The sequence below is a fragment of the Mycolicibacterium peregrinum genome (assembly GCF_001665625.1).
Classification (GTDB): Bacteria; Actinomycetota; Actinomycetes; order Mycobacteriales; family Mycobacteriaceae; genus Mycobacterium; species Mycobacterium peregrinum_B.
Map to the genome: position 1 here is coordinate 34,439 of NZ_LZSY01000201.1, position 15,246 is coordinate 49,684.

16 protein-coding genes are annotated in these 15,246 nt (G+C 68.2%); 12 read left to right on the top strand and 4 right to left on the bottom strand.

Annotation, left to right across the window (positions count from 1 at the left end; translation table 11 throughout):
* The first annotated feature begins 20 nt into the window (after nt 1-20).
* The gene (locus A5779_RS32125) at nt 21-1,100 is read left to right on the top strand and encodes a zinc-dependent dehydrogenase (protein WP_064888060.1); all 1,080 of its coding nucleotides are present in this window, start codon (nt 21-23) and stop codon (nt 1,098-1,100) included.
* A gap of 2 nt (nt 1,101-1,102) precedes the next feature.
* Here A5779_RS32125 and A5779_RS32130 read toward each other — a convergent pair whose 3' ends face one another.
* Both A5779_RS32130 and A5779_RS32135 read right to left on the bottom strand, forming a co-directional pair.
* Nucleotides 1,103-1,774: an MSMEG_1061 family FMN-dependent PPOX-type flavoprotein gene (locus A5779_RS32130; RefSeq protein ID WP_064888062.1), complete on the bottom strand. Its 672-nt coding sequence runs from the start codon at nt 1,772-1,774 to the stop codon at nt 1,103-1,105.
* 8 nt (nt 1,775-1,782) lie between these two features.
* Nucleotides 1,783-2,742: a PDR/VanB family oxidoreductase gene (locus tag A5779_RS32135; protein WP_110777968.1), complete on the bottom strand. Its 960-nt coding sequence runs from the start codon at nt 2,740-2,742 to the stop codon at nt 1,783-1,785.
* Nucleotides 2,743-2,808: 66 nt separating this feature from the next.
* On the opposite strand from A5779_RS32135, the gene A5779_RS33305 reads away from it, so the two are divergent.
* The gene (locus A5779_RS33305) at nt 2,809-3,459 is read left to right on the top strand and encodes a TetR/AcrR family transcriptional regulator C-terminal domain-containing protein (RefSeq protein ID WP_236734952.1); all 651 of its coding nucleotides are present in this window, start codon (nt 2,809-2,811) and stop codon (nt 3,457-3,459) included.
* Here A5779_RS33305 and A5779_RS32140 read toward each other — a convergent pair.
* Nucleotides 3,345-4,328: a DMT family transporter gene (locus tag A5779_RS32140; RefSeq protein ID WP_064888064.1), complete on the bottom strand. Its 984-nt coding sequence runs from the start codon at nt 4,326-4,328 to the stop codon at nt 3,345-3,347. The two genes, A5779_RS33305 and A5779_RS32140, sit on opposite strands and share 115 nt — an antisense overlap.
* Nucleotides 4,329-4,385: 57 nt before the next feature.
* On the opposite strand from A5779_RS32140, the gene pdxR reads away from it, so the two are divergent.
* The 10 genes from pdxR (at nt 4,386) to A5779_RS32190 (ending at nt 14,117) form a co-directional block, all read left to right on the top strand.
* Nucleotides 4,386-5,867: a MocR-like pyridoxine biosynthesis transcription factor PdxR gene (gene pdxR / locus A5779_RS32145; RefSeq protein ID WP_236734953.1), complete on the top strand. Its 1,482-nt coding sequence runs from the start codon at nt 4,386-4,388 to the stop codon at nt 5,865-5,867.
* A 49-nt stretch (nt 5,868-5,916) separates the two neighbouring features.
* Nucleotides 5,917-7,365 carry an NAD(P)H-hydrate dehydratase gene (locus tag A5779_RS32150; protein WP_064888066.1) on the top strand — a complete coding sequence of 483 codons (1,449 nt, stop codon included), beginning with the start codon at nt 5,917-5,919 and terminating at the stop codon, nt 7,363-7,365.
* 15 nt (nt 7,366-7,380) lie between these two features.
* Complete coding sequence (locus A5779_RS32155) at nt 7,381-8,763, top strand: glutamate decarboxylase (protein ID WP_064888068.1); 1,383 nt, start codon at nt 7,381-7,383, stop codon at nt 8,761-8,763.
* Between the two features lie 69 nt (nt 8,764-8,832).
* Nucleotides 8,833-10,002 carry an alanine racemase gene (gene alr / locus A5779_RS32160; RefSeq protein ID WP_064888070.1) on the top strand — a complete coding sequence of 390 codons (1,170 nt, stop codon included), beginning with the start codon at nt 8,833-8,835 and terminating at the stop codon, nt 10,000-10,002.
* On the top strand, nt 9,999-11,087 hold the full coding sequence (locus A5779_RS32165; RefSeq protein ID WP_064888072.1) for an alpha/beta fold hydrolase: 1,089 nt from the start codon (nt 9,999-10,001) through the stop codon (nt 11,085-11,087). Before alr ends, A5779_RS32165 begins: the two co-directional genes overlap by 4 nt.
* Nucleotides 11,080-11,547 carry a tRNA (adenosine(37)-N6)-threonylcarbamoyltransferase complex ATPase subunit type 1 TsaE gene (tsaE, locus tag A5779_RS32170; protein WP_064888074.1) on the top strand — a complete coding sequence of 156 codons (468 nt, stop codon included), beginning with the start codon at nt 11,080-11,082 and terminating at the stop codon, nt 11,545-11,547. Before A5779_RS32165 ends, tsaE begins: the two co-directional genes overlap by 8 nt.
* Complete coding sequence (tsaB, locus tag A5779_RS32175; RefSeq protein ID WP_064888096.1) at nt 11,544-12,173, top strand: tRNA (adenosine(37)-N6)-threonylcarbamoyltransferase complex dimerization subunit type 1 TsaB; 630 nt, start codon at nt 11,544-11,546, stop codon at nt 12,171-12,173. Before tsaE ends, tsaB begins: the two co-directional genes overlap by 4 nt.
* Nucleotides 12,170-12,631, top strand: coding sequence for a ribosomal protein S18-alanine N-acetyltransferase (gene rimI, locus A5779_RS32180; RefSeq protein ID WP_064888076.1), 462 nt, complete (start codon nt 12,170-12,172; stop codon nt 12,629-12,631). The genes tsaB and rimI overlap by 4 nt, the downstream gene beginning before the upstream one ends.
* Nucleotides 12,628-13,650: a tRNA (adenosine(37)-N6)-threonylcarbamoyltransferase complex transferase subunit TsaD gene (gene tsaD / locus A5779_RS32185; RefSeq protein WP_064888078.1), complete on the top strand. Its 1,023-nt coding sequence runs from the start codon at nt 12,628-12,630 to the stop codon at nt 13,648-13,650. Before rimI ends, tsaD begins: the two co-directional genes overlap by 4 nt.
* Nucleotides 13,647-14,117, top strand: a complete 471-nt coding sequence (locus tag A5779_RS32190; RefSeq protein WP_064888081.1) for a nuclear transport factor 2 family protein — start codon at nt 13,647-13,649, stop codon at nt 14,115-14,117. The genes tsaD and A5779_RS32190 overlap by 4 nt, the downstream gene beginning before the upstream one ends.
* Nucleotide 14,118: 1 nt before the next feature.
* Here A5779_RS32190 and A5779_RS32195 read toward each other — a convergent pair.
* Nucleotides 14,119-15,246: PucR family transcriptional regulator ligand-binding domain-containing protein (locus tag A5779_RS32195; RefSeq protein WP_330220092.1), on the bottom strand; the 1,128-nt coding region annotated here is incomplete at its 5' end.

Consider the following 15,246-nt stretch of genomic DNA (forward strand, 5'->3'; position numbering starts at 1 on the left):
TGCCCGTCGAGAGGACCGTCATGAAAGCCCTGCGTTTCTACGCCCCCGAGGATGTCCGGCTCGAGGATGTGCCGGAGCCCCAGTGCGGTCCCCACGAGGTGAAGATTCGGGTGCGCAACTGCTCCACCTGCGGCACCGACGTCAAGATCCTGCACAACGGACATCAGAACCTGACCCCGCCGCGCACCATCGGCCACGAGATCGCCGGTGACATCGTGGAAGTCGGTGCCGACGTCAATTCCACCTATGGCACCGATTGGGCTGAGGGAGACCGGGTTCAGGTGATCGCGGCGGTCCCGTGCGGAGAATGTCATGAGTGCCGCAAGGGCTGGATGGCCGTCTGCCAGAACCAGACATCGATGGGCTACCAGTACGACGGCGGGTTCGCCGAGTACATGATCGTTCCGCGCCAGGTGCTGAAGGTCGATGGGCTGAACCGGATTCCGGACAATGTCAGCTACGACGAGGCGTCGGCGGCCGAACCGTTCGCGTGTGCGATCAACGCGCAGGATCTGCTCGGGATCGAAGAGGGCGACACCGTCGTGGTGTTCGGTGCCGGACCCATCGGCTGCATGCACACCCGCATCGCGCGCGGCGTGCACAACTGCGGCCCCGTCTATCTCGTCGACGTGAACGAAAGCCGGCTCAAGATCTCGGCCGACGCCGTCCATCCCGATGAGGTGATCAATGCCGCGGAGGTCGACGTCGTCGAGAAGGTGATGGAACTGACCGGTGGCCGCGGTGCCGACGTCGTCATCACCGCCACCGCGGCCAACGTCACCCAGGAACAGGCCATCGCGATGGCGGCCCGAAACGGGCGTATCTCGTTCTTCGGCGGACTGCCCAAGACCAACCCGACCATCACCTGCGATTCGAACGTGGTGCACTACCGCCAGTTGCACATCCACGGTGCCAACGGTTCCGCGCCGGAGCACAACAAGCGTGCGCTGCAGTACATCTCGACGGGCCAGGTACCGGTGAAAGACCTCATCACGCGCCACATCCCGCTCGACGACGTGCTCGACGCGTTCTCGATCGTCCAGAACGGTGAGGCCATCAAGGTGACGGTCGAACCTGCCGCGGCGACCGCCTCGGTCTGAGGTCAGTACAGCTCGTTCTCATAGTGGTCGTCGATCACGGCATGAAGCGAGTCGGCCAGGTCGCCGAGTTTCTCGGCCATCGTCGCCGCACTCTCGGTGATCGAGAGGGTGTAGAAGTCCCCGCCCAATGTCACGGCGTCGGCCAGTCCCCGGCTGTCGCCCTCCCAGAGCTTGGCCCGGATCACGGCCTTGCCGCATTGCCCGAACACCTCGCGGATGCGCACGATGGTGGCCAGCACCGCGGGTTTGCCGTCGGCGCTGAGCATTTCGAGTAGTTCCGGGTCATCGGTGACGAACGCGTCCCCGTTCACGCGGATCACCTCGCGGATACCCGGCACGAAGAAGACCAACCCCACCGCGGGATGCGTGGTGATGTTCTTGTGGGTATCGGCGAGCTTGTTGCCCGGCCGGTCGGGGATGGCGAGCGTCCATGGGTCGAGGATCCGCACCGAACCGGGTGGGTCTCCTCGCGGGCTGGTGTCCAATTGACCGTCGGCACCCACGGTCGCCATGCAGAAGAACGGGCTGTGTGCGATGAACCGAGCCGAGAATTCACCGAGTTTCGGCTCCTTCTTCTCGGCGATGAATCGCTCTGGGTATCCGACGATCTCCCTGACCCGCTCCATGGAGACGGGGGAGTACGAGTCTGCCGCCGTGCCTGTGGTTTCCATCATCGAATTCCCTAGACGTCCAGAACCAGCCGGGGAGTGTGCGCCCGGGAAACGCAGACGAACATGCGATCGTTGGCCGCACGTTCGGACTCGGAGAGGATGTCGTCCCGATGGTCGGGTACGCCCTCGATGACAGCGGTCTCGCAGGCACCGCAGATCCCCGATCGGCACGACGAGGGCACGTTGATCCCGGCATCATCGAGCGCGGCGAGAACGCTCTGGCCCGCTTCGACGTTGACGGTCCTGTCCGACGCGGCACACACCACTTCGACCGGTTTGTCTTCGGCGGATGCCGCCCGCTTACGTGGCTTGAAGCGCTCGAGATGCAGACTGTCCGCCGGCCAATGGTCGGTGGCGTCCTGCAGTGCCGACAGCAGCGCCGAGGGGCCGCACGCGTAGATCTTCGCGCCGGGCCGGACCTGTGCGAACTGCTCACCGAGCGGGATGCGGCCGTCGGCGTCGGAGGCATAGAAACTCACGCGTGTTCCGTATCGGCGGAGTTCGTCCGAGAACGGCATCGAGCTCGCGGTGTGCCCACCGTAGAGCAGTTTCCAGTCCAGGCCCCAAGATTCGGCCTGACGGATCATCGGAAGGATGGGGGTGATTCCGATGCCGCCGGCCACGAAGACGTATGAGGTGGCGCGACGCAGCTCGAATGTGTTGCGTAGCCCGGCAACCGTGAGTTGTTGCCCCGGACGTAGAAACGCATGCACGTACTCGGAACCGCCGCGGCTGGTGCGTTCCCGCCGCACTCCGATGCGGTAGTACGACCGTTCACCGACCGGCCCGCACAACGAGTACTGGCGCTGGATGCCGGTCGGCAGGAGCAGATCGATGTGTGCGCCGGGTTCCCACGCCGGCAGCAGTTCGCCGGCACGCGGCTGCAGTTGCACGGACACCACGCCGTCGGCCTCCCATCGGAGTTGGCGGACGGCGACGCCGATCCCGTCGGCCGTCAGTTCGCTGCCCACACCACACCTCCCTTCCGTGTTAACAATGTTAATTGCAGGTCAGAGAGTACTGTTAACATCGTTAACGTGTCAACCGCCTCAACTGGCCGCGATCGCGTGGCGCTCGCCAAGCTGTCGGTCGACCGCGTGGTCGGGGAGGCCCTGGCGCTGGTCAACGACGGTGGACTGGAATCGCTGACGATGCGCCGGCTCGCCGACCGGCTGCAAGCGCACCTCCCGACGATCTACCGACTGGTCGACGGCAAGGACGCCCTCATCGACGAGATGGCCGAGACGATCCTGGCGAAGGCACTCGAAAACGCCGAGACTGGCGACCCGGAATGGGCTCATCGCGTCAAAGGCCTTGCTGCGGGACTCCGTTCGTCCCTGCTGGCGCAGCGCGACGGAGCCCGGATCGTCGGCGGGAACTATGCCGCCAAGCAAGCCAACCTGACCTACATCGACACGCTCGTCGGCAGTATCCAGGCCGGCGGTCTGGCCCGTGAATACGCCTTGTGGGCGGCGAGCTCACTGTTCTGCTACGTCCTCGGTGAGGTGCTGGAACAACAGGGCGCGGCGGGGGGAGAGGCCGAGACGCTCGAAGGTGTGGTTCGGGCAGGCGACTATCCGCACCTCGCGTCAAGCCCCGTCGAGCAATTGCTCGACTTCGACGCGCGGTTCGAGTTCGGGTTGAACCTGCTGATGTCGGGCATGCGTTCCGGTGAGCCTTTTGCCTGACCGGCGGCACCGTTGTCGCTCAGTCCCAGTGCCAACCCGCCCCCGATCAGGCCGATGCCGGCCCATACCGCCGCGGCGGGCAATGCCCCGATGACGGCTATGCCGATGGCGGCGGCGGCAATGGGCGCCACACCGGTCAACAACCCGGCGGCCCCGGCGCCCAGCGTGCGCACGCAGGTGTACCAGAGCACGAACGCGACCGCCGTCACGCATACGGCCAGATAGCCGATCGCCAGGATCTCGCCGACGTCGAAACTGCTTGCCGCTCTCCATCCTTCGGTAACCAACGCGAGCACGGCGAACATCGCCGCGGCCATCCAGGTGGTGTGCACCGACACTCCCGCTGGACCGTGTGAACCGAGCACTGGCACCGCCAACAACGTGAATCCGGCCTCGCAGGCGAATACCACCGTGGCCCAGAACAATCCGATCCCGTCGGCCCGCCCCAGTCCTTCGACGACCACCGCCCCGACGCTGACCACGACTGCCGCGGCCAGCACCCGACTGCGCGGCCGGTGGCCTTCCAGCAGTGGCCCCATCGTCGCCAGCGCGACCGGCACGCATGCCACCGCCACCGCCAGCACCGCAGGCTCGGCGTGGCGTGATCCGTACACCAGGGCCACGTTGAACAGCACCAGGCCGCTCACGGTCACACTCAGCAGCCACAGCCATTCGGAACCCCTCGGGCGGCGCAAGGATTGGCCGGTGAGCCGGGCCCACGCGAGCAGCAGCAGGCACGCCACGGCGTAGCGCAACGCCTGCGCGGTGTGCAGTGGCGCGTCGGCGAGCACGCTCGAAACGGCCACGCTGCCACCGACGAAGGTCATGCCGAGTGCGCCGGACAAGCCGGCTCGGGTGGGGCTGGACATCTACCCATGCTGACGCCAATATGGTCCAACAAATAGAACCAAGTTTGGACACATGTCATGGACCAAATTGCGGGGGCGGACTTCCTGCAGCTCGACCCGTCGATTGCTCCGGCACGGGGGCTCACCGACTGGCTCGCGGACGCCCTGCGCACTGCGATCGCCGACGGGCGGCTGTCCCCGGGCACCCGGTTTCCACCGACCAGGGTCTTGGCCGGCGAACTGGCGATATCACGCGGGGTGGTTGTCGAGGCCTATCGGCGGCTGGCGGACGAAGGTCTGGTCAGCGGGCACGCGGGTGGCGGCACTCACGTGCTCACTCAGCCGGTCCGGCCGACCCGGGCTGAACCTTTGGGATCGCTGGTGGCACGCCTGCCGCGCCCCCGTCTGCCGGTCGGTGAGGGCATCGATCTGTCGCCGGGCGTGCCCGATCTGTCGGCATTTCCGCGCAGCACCTGGTTGCGTGCCGAACGTGCGGTGCTGGCCGAGGCCTCGCCCGACGACCTCGGTTACGGCGATCCCCGGGGCCATCCGCGGTTGCGGGCCGCACTCGCCCCGTGGCTCGGCCGGTCCCGCGGACTGCGCGTCGCTCCCGACGACATCCTGGTGGTCGCCGGCGTTGCCCAGGCCGTCGCCCTGCTCGCCCAGCAGTTGCGCGGCGAAGGCCTCGACACGATCGCCGTCGAGGATCCTGGTTCGCGCGGGGCCGTCGACGAACTCGAGCACTGGGGTCTGCACCCGGTGCCCATCCCCGTCGACGACGACGGAATCCTCGTCACCGAACTCGCCGCCAGCGGCGCACCGACTGTCTTCCTGACCCCGGCGCATCAGTTCCCGACGGGCGTGGTGCTGGGCCCGCATCGGCGCCGCGCGCTGCTGGAATGGGACGGCACGCTGATCATCGAGGACGACTACGACGCCGAATATCGTTACGACCGGGCCCCTGTTCCGGCCATGCACGCGTCGGCGCCCGATCGCATCGCCTACGCCGGGAGCACCTCGAAGAGCCTGGCGCCCGCGCTGCGGCTGGGTTGGCTGATCGCGCCGCCGCGCCGCCATCCCGAGCTGGTGGCGGCCAAACATGCCAGCGACCTCGGCAGCCCGACCGTGCCGCAACTGGTGCTGGCGCGATTGCTCGAATCAGGTGAATACGACCGGCACGTCCGGCTGGTGCGCACGCGGCACCGGGCACGGCGCGACGCACTGCTGGACGCGTTGACCGCGGCGATGCCCGCCGCGAGGGTGAGCGGTGTCGCCGCGGGCCTGCACCTGCTCGTCACGTTGCCCGACGACGTCGATGATGCGGCGCTGGCCGACGATCTGCGTGCTGCCGGTGTGCTCGTGCATCCCGTGTCATGGCACCGGCGGCTACCCGGTCCGCCCGGTCTGGTTCTCGGGTACGCGTCGCATCCACCCGACCGGTTGCGCGAAGCGGCAGCCACGATCGCGCGGGTCACGCGAAAGTGGCAGGGCGGTCGCCGACGAGGCTCGGTAGCAGCCGTGGCGTCACTTTCGGTGACGCTCGACAGCAAACACACGTAACCTGTTGGCGCGCGGCAAAGTCGACGACACATCGAGCGGAGCGGAGCGGATGCGGTACTACTACTCGGCCGATGCGATCCGTGCCGCCGAAGCGCCGCTGCTGGCATCGCTGCCCGACGGCGTGCTGATGGGCCGCGCCGCCTATGGGCTGGCGACGGCGATCGCGACCGAGTTGAAGCTGCTTACCGGTGGTGTCGCCGGTCGACGGATCTGTGCGGTGGTCGGTTCCGGCGACAACGGTGGCGATGCGCTGTGGGCAGCGACGTTCCTGCGCCGTCGCGGCGCCGCTGCCGATGCGATCCTGCTCAATCCCGAGAAGACTCACGCCAAAGGTCTGGCGGCGTTCCGGCGGGCCGGAGGGCGGGTGGTGTCCGGCATCTCTGCGGCAACCGATCTGGTGATCGACGGCGTCGTCGGCATCTCCGGGCGCGGTCCGCTGCGCGCCAACGCCGCAGCGGTCTTCGAAGCCAACACCGCACCCGTGGTCGCCGTCGACATCCCCAGCGGCCTCGACGTGCAGACCGGCGCCGCCGACGGCCCACATGTGCATGCCGTCCTGACCGTCACGTTCGGCGGCCTCAAACCGGTACACGCACTGGGTGAGTGCGGTCGCGTCGAGCTCGTCGACATCGGTCTGGATTTGGCGCCCGCCGATCTGGCCGGCCTGGAGACAGCCGATGTCCGGGAGCTGTGGCCGATTCCGGGACCACACGACGACAAGTACACCCAAGGTGTGACGGGCGTGGTGTCCGGCTCGGCGACCTACCCCGGTGCGGCGGTGTTGAGCACCGGCGCCGCCGTGGCCGCCACCTCCGGCATGGTCCGGTATGCGGGAAGCGCCGGCCCGCAGGTGCTTTCACACTGGCCCGAGGTGATCGCCGCACCCAGTCCGCGGGAAGCGGGGCGAGTCCAGGCCTGGGTGGTCGGGCCCGGACTCGGCACCGATGACACGGCCAAGTCCGCGCTGCGCTTCGCACTCGAAACCGACCTGCCGGTGATCGTCGACGCCGACGGTCTCACCCTGCTCGCCGCCGAACCCGGCCTGCTCGCCGGACGCACCGCGCCGACCGTGCTCACCCCGCATGCCGGGGAATTCGAACGGCTGGCAGGAGATCCGCCGGGCCACGACCGCGTCGCCGCCGCGCGCGATCTGGCCAAGCGACTAGGTGCCACCGTGCTGCTCAAAGGCAACGTCACCGTCATCGCCGAACCCGGTTCGGCGGGCAGGAGCGCAGCGACCGGGGGATCAGGAATGACCACCTATCTCAACCCCGCGGGCCAATCATGGGCTGCCACAGCCGGATCCGGAGATGTGCTGTCCGGGATCATCGGATCCCTGCTGGCCGCCGGACTGCCACCCGGAGAAGCCGCAGCCGCAGCGGCTTTCGTCCATGCCCGCGCCGCCAACCTGTCGGCGGCCGATCCCGGTCCCAACCCGGCGCCGACCTCGGCGTCACGCATCCTCGCTCATGTCCGCGCGGCAATCGCTGCGCTGTAGAAGAAAAGGAACTCCATGCCGCACAAGCACCATCGCGCCCCGCACATCTCGCCCGCCTATACCGGCAGATTGGCGATGGCACCGGTTCCCTCGCTGCGCCTGCCCGACGATGCGATGGAACCCGGTGCGGCGTACCGCTTCATCCACGACGAGCTCATGCTCGACGGCAGCTCCCGGTTGAATCTCGCGACCTTCGTCACCACGTGGATGGACCCCGAGGCCGAGAAGCTCATGGCCGAGACGTTCGACAAGAACATGATCGACAAGGACGAGTACCCGGCCACCGCGGCGATCGAGGCGCGCTGCGTGAGCATGGTCGCGGACCTGTTTCATGCCGAAGGCCTGAGCGACGACGACGCTTCGGCTGCATGTGGAGTCTCGACGATCGGTTCCAGCGAGGCAGTGATGCTGGGCGGGCTGGCCATGAAATGGCGCTGGCGCGAGAAGGTCGGGAAGGATTGGAAGGGACGCACCCCCAACCTGGTGATGGGGTCCAACGTCCAGGTGGTGTGGGAGAAGTTCTGCCGGTACTTCGACGTCGAGCCGCGTTACCTGCCGATGGAGGAGGGGCGCTACGTCATCACCCCCGAGCAGGTGCTCGACGCGGTCGACGAGGACACCATCGGCGTCGTCGCGATCCTCGGCACCACCTATACCGGCGAGCTGGAGCCGATCGCGGAGATCTGCGCGGCGCTGGACCAGCTCTCGCAAGACAAGGGCCTGGACATCCCCGTGCACGTCGACGCCGCCAGCGGCGGATTCGTCGTCCCGTTCCTGCACCCCGATCTGGAGTGGGATTTCCGGTTGCCGCGCGTGGTGTCGATCAACGTCAGCGGTCACAAGTACGGGCTGACCTACCCGGGTATCGGCTTCGTGGTGTGGCGCAGCAAGGAATACCTGCCCGAGGACCTGGTCTTCCGGGTCAACTACCTCGGTGGGGACATGCCGACCTTCACCCTGAACTTCTCCCGGCCCGGCAACCAGGTGGTGGGCCAGTACTACAACTTCCTGCGGTTGGGCCGGGCCGGATACACCCAGGTGATGCAGTGCCTGTCGCAGACGGCCCGCTGGCTCGGGGATGAGCTGCGCGACAGCGAGCACTTCGAGCTGATCACCGACGGCTCCGCCATCCCCGTGGTCAGCTTCCGGCTCAAGGGAAAACCGGGCTACACCGAGTTCGACGTGTCCGAGGGGCTGCGTTCCTTCGGCTGGCAGGTGCCGGCCTACTCCATGCCCGAGGGCGCCACCGACGTCGTGGTGCTGCGGGTCGTCGTGCGCGAGGGGTTCTCGGCCGATCTGGCCCGGGCGCTCAAGGAGGACACCATTACGGTGCTCGGCCGGCTCGACGCGCTCAAGCCGCGCGGAGCGTTCGACGACCTGCAGCCGTTTGCGCATTAGATGGGCCGGGCCGGTCCGCTGATCAGGCCGGATTGGTGCCTCTGGGACAATGGTCGGCGGTGATATGACATGCAGACGACCGAACTCGCGACCTCGCTGACCCCGCACGCATCGCCGCAGGCGGTGGTGGACCTCGGCGCGATCGACCACAACGTCCGCCTGCTGCGTGAACATGCCGGCGGCGCCCGCGTGATGGCTGTGGTCAAAGCCGACGGTTACGGCCACGGCGCCGTAGAGGTGGGTACGGCCGCGTTGGCCGCCGGGGCCGCCGAACTCGGGGTGGTGACCATCGCCGAGGCAGTCGCGCTGCGGGCAGGCGGGATCACCGCGCCGGTGCTGTGCTGGCTGCACCCGCCGGGCACCGACTTCACGCCGGCGCTGGAAAACGATGTGCAGATCGCGGTGTCCGCGGTGCGCCAGCTCGACGACGTGGTGGCCGCCGTGCGCCAGACCGGTCGCGCCGCGACGGTCACGGTGAAGGTGGACACCGGGTTGAGCCGCAACGGTGTCAGCCCGGCAGATTTCCCCGCGATGGTCGCTGCGCTGGCCCGGGCCCAGACCGACGGCGCGATCCGGGTGCGCGGCATCATGAGTCACCTGGTGCACGGCGACGACCCTGACAACCCGTTCAACGAGCTGCAGGGCAAGCGCCTGACCGCGATGCGCGAGCAGGCCGCCGAGCAGGGTGTGGTGTTCGAGGTCGCCCATATCGCGAACTCGCCGGCAGCCATGACCCGGCCGGATCTGGCGTTCGACATGGTGCGGCCCGGGATCGCGGTCTACGGGCTGAGCCCCATCCCCGAGCTGGGCGATATGGGTCTGATCCCTGCCATGACGGTGAAATGCCCTGTTGCACTGGTCCGTTCGGTACATGCTGGTGACGGGGTGTCCTACGGCCACCGGTGGATCGCCGACCGGGACACCACGCTGGCGCTGCTGCCGGTGGGCTACGCCGACGGCATCTTCCGCTCGTTGAGCGGAAGAATCGAGGTGCTGATCAAGAGCAGGCGTCGCCAGGCCGTCGGGCGGATCTGCATGGATCAGTTCGTCGTCGACCTCGGCCCGGATGCCACCGACGTCGCCGAAGGCGACGACGCGATCCTGTTCGGTCCCGGGACCCAGGGCGAACAGACCGCCCAGGACTGGGCCGAACTGCTCGGCACCATCAACTACGAGGTGGCCACCAGTCCGCGTGGCCGGATCGCCCGCACCTATCTGCAGGCAGGTCGCGAGCGTTGAGTCGCAATGCTCAGTGGCTGGCCGGTGCCGCCGGGCTCACCGCCGTGGGCACGGTGGCGGGCAGGTCGGTGGCGCGCTCATTGACCCGGCGCAGCACCGACGAGGATCCCTACCTGGGCGAAGATTTCGAACGCCTGGACGCAGACCGCAGTTCCGTGGTCACGACGGATGACGGGGTGCCGCTGGCCGTGCGTGAGGTCGGACCCAACGACGCACCGCTGACGGTGGTGTTCGCCCACGGATTCTGTTTGCGCATGGGCGCCTTCTACTTTCAGCGCACCCGCCTGGCCGAACAGTGGGGCCCGCAGGTGCGGATGGTGTTCTACGACCAGCGCGGCCACGGCCAGTCGGGGATGGCGCCACCGGACACCTATTCCGTCGAACAACTCGGACGTGATCTGGAAGCCGTTCTGGCGGTGACGGTTCCGCGCGGGCCCGCGGTGCTCGTCGGCCATTCGATGGGCGGAATGACGGTCCTCTCGCATGCCCGGCAGTTCCCGCACCGCTACCCGAAGCAGATTGTCGGTGCCGCGGTGATCTCCTCGGCGGTCGAGGGTGTGGCGCGCTCACCGCTGGGCGAGATCCTGCGCAACCCGGCGCTGGAGGCGGTGCGGTTCCTGGCCCGTTATGCCCCCGGTGCCGTGCACCGCACCCGCGGCGCCGCCCGCTCGGTGATCGGGCCGATCCTGCGCGCCGCGTCCTACGGCGACGAGTCGGTCAGTCCCAGCGTGGTCGAGTTCTCCCAACGGATGATGCACGGCACGTCGATCACCACGCTGGTCGAATTCCTGCACGCCCTCGAGGTCCACGACGAGGCCGGCGCCCTACGGGTACTGGCCAAGGTGCCGACACTCATCGCCTGCGGTGACCGGGACCTGCTCACCCCGATGGAATACTCAAAGGCCATGGCCGCACAGCTACCCCGCTCCGAACTGGTGATCGTCGGGGGAGCCGGCCATCTGGTCCAGCTTGAGGAGCCCGTGGTGATCGACGACGCACTGGTCCGTCTGGTGGAGCGGGCTACGCCCTCCAAACTGGTCACACTGTCCCGCCGGGTCCGCGATCGGGTCCGGTTCCGTGGCTGAGCGCAGGGCCGGCACGGCGGAGCTCGCCACCACCGAGGACACCATCGCCCTGGGCGCGACGCTGGGCGCGGGGCTCAAAGCCGGTGACGTGGTGGTGTTGTCGGGTCCGCTGGGGGCGGGCAAGACGGTGATGGCCAAGGGCATCGCGGCGGCGATGGATGTGGACGGGCCGGTGGTCTCGCCGACGTACGTGTTGGCCCGGGTGCATCCCGCCCGGCAGGCCGGCCGACCGGCGATGGTGCATGTGGACATGTACCGGCTGCTCGACCATCCCGGCGTCGACCTGTTGGGGGAGCTCGATGCACTCGACCTCGACACCGATCTCGACGACGCCGTAGTGGTGGTCGAGTGGGGCGAGGGCCTGGCCGAACGGCTCTCCGATCATCACCTGGACATCCGCATCGAGCGCGACACCGACACCGAGACGCGCACGGTGATCTGGCAGTGGAGCGCCCCATGAACATCTTGACCATCGACACCGCGACCCCGGCGGTCAGCGCCGGCGTGGTCCACCGCGCCGAGGACGGCGCCGTGCGCACCCTCGCCGAACGGGTGACCCTGGATGCCCGGGCCCACGCCGAGCAGCTCACACCCAACGTGCTCGGTGCCGTGTCCGATGCCGGGATCACTGTCGCGGAGCTCGACGCGGTCGTCGTCGGCTGCGGGCCGGGCCCGTTCACCGGGCTGCGGGTGGGGATGGCCAGTGCCGCGGCCTTTGGCCACGCACTGGGCGTTCCGGTGCACGGGGTGTGCAGTCTGGACGCCATCGGTGTCCACACCGACGGCGATGTGCTGGTGGTCACCGACGCGCGGCGGCGCGAGGTGTACTGGGCGCGCTACCGCGACGGAGTTCGGGTCGACGGGCCCGCCGTCAACGCACCTGCCGATGTGGCGCCGGAGTCCTCGGCCGCGGTGGCCGGTTCACCCGATCACGCGGCCCTGTTCGCGCTGCCCCGGCTCGACGTGGTGTACCCGACGCCGGCGGGACTGGTGCTCGCGGTCGGCGACTGGGGCGCCCCGCAGTCTCTGGTGCCGTTGTATCTGCGCCGGCCCGATGCGAAACCCTCTGCGGCGGTGCGGAAGTGACCGTGTTCGACGCGCTGACCCGTGCCGACGCCACGCGGTGCGCCGAGCTGGAAGCCAAGCTGTTCGTCGGCGACGACCCGTGGCCGGCCCGGGCGTTTTTGGCCGAACTCGACGCCAAGCACAATCGCTACATCGCGGCCCGCAACGACGGCGTTCTGGTCGGCTATGCGGGTATCTCCCGGCTGGGCCGGATGCGCCCGTACGAGTACGAGATCCACACCATCGGTGTCGATCCCGAGTTCCAGGGGCAGGGGATCGGGCGCAGGCTGCTCGACGACCTGCTCGACTACGCCTCGGGCGGAACGGTTTTCCTGGAGGTCCGCACCGACAACGAACCGGCCATCGCGCTGTACGAGAGCGTCGGTTTCGTCAACATCGGCCTGCGCAAGCGGTACTACCGCGCCAGCGGCGCCGACGCCTACACCATGCAACGCCTTCCCCAAGGGGGCCCGACGTGATCATTCTGGCCATCGAAAGTTCTTGTGACGAAACGGGAGTCGGCATCGCCGATCTCGCCGCCGACGGAACCGTAAAGCTTCTCGCCGACGAGGTCGCCTCCAGCGTCGACGAGCACGCCCGCTTCGGCGGTGTCGTTCCCGAGATCGCCTCACGCGCGCATCTGGAAGCGCTGGGGCCGACCATGCGCCGGGCGCTGGACGCCGCAGGCATCGAGCGGCCCGACGTCGTCGCCGCGACCATCGGCCCCGGACTGGCCGGGGCGCTGCTGGTCGGGGTGGCCGCCGCCAAGGCATACGCGGCCGGCTGGAACGTTCCCTTCTACGGGGTCAATCATCTCGGCGGGCACCTGGCCGCCGACGTGTACGACCACGGGCCGCTGCCCGAAAGTGTCGGTCTGCTGGTCTCGGGTGGTCACACCCATCTGCTGCATGTCCGGTCGTTGGGGGAGCCCATCATCGAGCTCGGCAGCACCGTCGACGACGCCGCCGGTGAGGCCTACGACAAGGTGGCCCGGCTGCTCGGACTGGGCTATCCGGGTGGACGGGTGCTCGACGAGCTGGCCCGCACCGGGGACCGTGACGCCATCGTCTTCCCCCGCGGTATGACCGGGCCACGCGACGACCCGTACGTGTTCAGCTTCTCGGGACTCAAGACCGCGGTTGCCCGGTATGTCGAGGCCCACCCGGAGGCCTCGCAGGCCGATGTCGCCGCCGGCTTCCAGGAGGCCGTCGCCGACGTGCTGACCGCCAAGGCTGTGCGCGCCGCCACCGATCTCGGGGTGTCCACCCTGCTCATCGCGGGCGGGGTGGCAGCCAACTCACGGCTGCGGGAACTCGCCGAGGAACGCTGCGCCGCAGCGGGTCTGACGCTGCGGGTGCCGCGGCCCCGGCTGTGCACCGACAACGGCGCGATGATCGCCTCGTTCGCGGCGCACCTGATCGCAGCCGGCGCGGAACCGTCGCCGCTGGATGCGGCCAGTGATCCGGGATTGCCGGTGGTGAAGGGACAGGTGGCATGAGTTCGGTTGTGGACAAGCTTGAAGTCACCGAGCTGCTGTACCGCTATGCCGAACTGATCGACGCCGGCGACTTCGACGGGGTCGGGCAGTTACTGGGCCGGGCCACGTTCGGCGGCCCGGCCTCTGGCAGCGTGTCTGGAGCCCAGACCATCGCGAAGTTGTTCGCCCACACGACGCGCAGGTTCCCCGACCACGACAACCGCACCCGGACCCGTCACCTGGTGCTCAATCCGATCGTCGAACTCGACGGCGATCGGGCCGAAGCCCGGTCGACGTTCTGCGTCGTGCAGCACGTCCCGGACGGCCCGAGTCCCGTTCCCCTACAGCCCATCGTGGTCGGGCGGTACATCGACACGTTCGCGCGGGATGACGAGGGCTGGCACTTCACCGAACGCAAGGTCGACGTGGAGATGGTGGGGGATGTCTCGGCGCATCTGAACGTCGACCCGCGACAGTACGGACGCTAGGTCAGCGCGCTTCGTTGATGTGGTGAACCCGCACACTGACCTCCAGCTGGAAACGGTCGGCGGGGTTCTTGAGTGACAGCCCGGTGAGTTCCTCGATGAGTTTGATCCGGTACAGCAGCGAGTGGCGGTTCAGGAACAGCGCCCGCGCCGCCGCACTGGTGTTGGTGGCCTCGTCGAGCAGGATCTCCAGGGTGTGCACGAGTTGCCCACGTCGGGTCTTGTCGTACTCGACGAGTGGCTGCAGCGTCTGCAGGACAGTGGCCATGCTGCGCGGGTGCTGACGCAGCACCTCGGCGAACTGCATGGGACCGACCGGGCCTTCGGGCAGTGGCGACGAAACCGGAGCCGCCACGGTGACCGCATGGCCGTGTGCGGGCGCCAACAGGGCCCAGGTCACGAGATCCTCGGGGAGCCCGCTGAGTCGCTGTGCGGAATCGACCAACCCGGAAACCGTGGATTCCGTTGGGGCCGAAGAGAAATGACCCATGACCAGGTCGTCGGTCACCGACGACGTGACTGTCAGGCCGGCGGCGAGCGCCAATTCGCGCAGGGCGTTGGCGAACTTGTCGGCGGCTTCGCCCCACTGAGGGTCGTCGCGCACGCGGCGACCGATGACCATCTGGACCCCGGTCTCCGGCGGAGATGGACCGACCAGCGGCAGGATGGTCTTCTGGACGTCGGCGAAGGCAATCTCCCAGGGCAGCAGCACAAATGGACACGCATGCTGGTCGGCGAGCGGGATCAGCAGCTCGAGGAGGTCGTGGGCGTCCACGTCGGGGGGCGGGCTGAGAATGATGCCGGCGGCCGGTGAGGCCACCAGGGAGACCAGGAATTCGCGCACACCGGGTTGTTTGAGGTCGGCGCCGGTGGTGAGCACCAGGTCGCCGGGCCGGACGAAGTCCTCGGCGGGTGCGTGGATGATGTCCACCCAGCGGACCTCGCGGTCCAGTCCGCGGTGGCCGGCGACCACTGAACCCTGGTCCAGGGGTGGAATCGTCAAGACCGCCGCCACGCTCAGCGACGAGTCCTCGGACATGCCGCTTCCCTTCTGATCAACTGCTCGGCGGTGCGTCGAAGCCGACGGTATCAGCGACCAGCGACGGCGGTGGCCACCTGCCGGGCAGGTTGT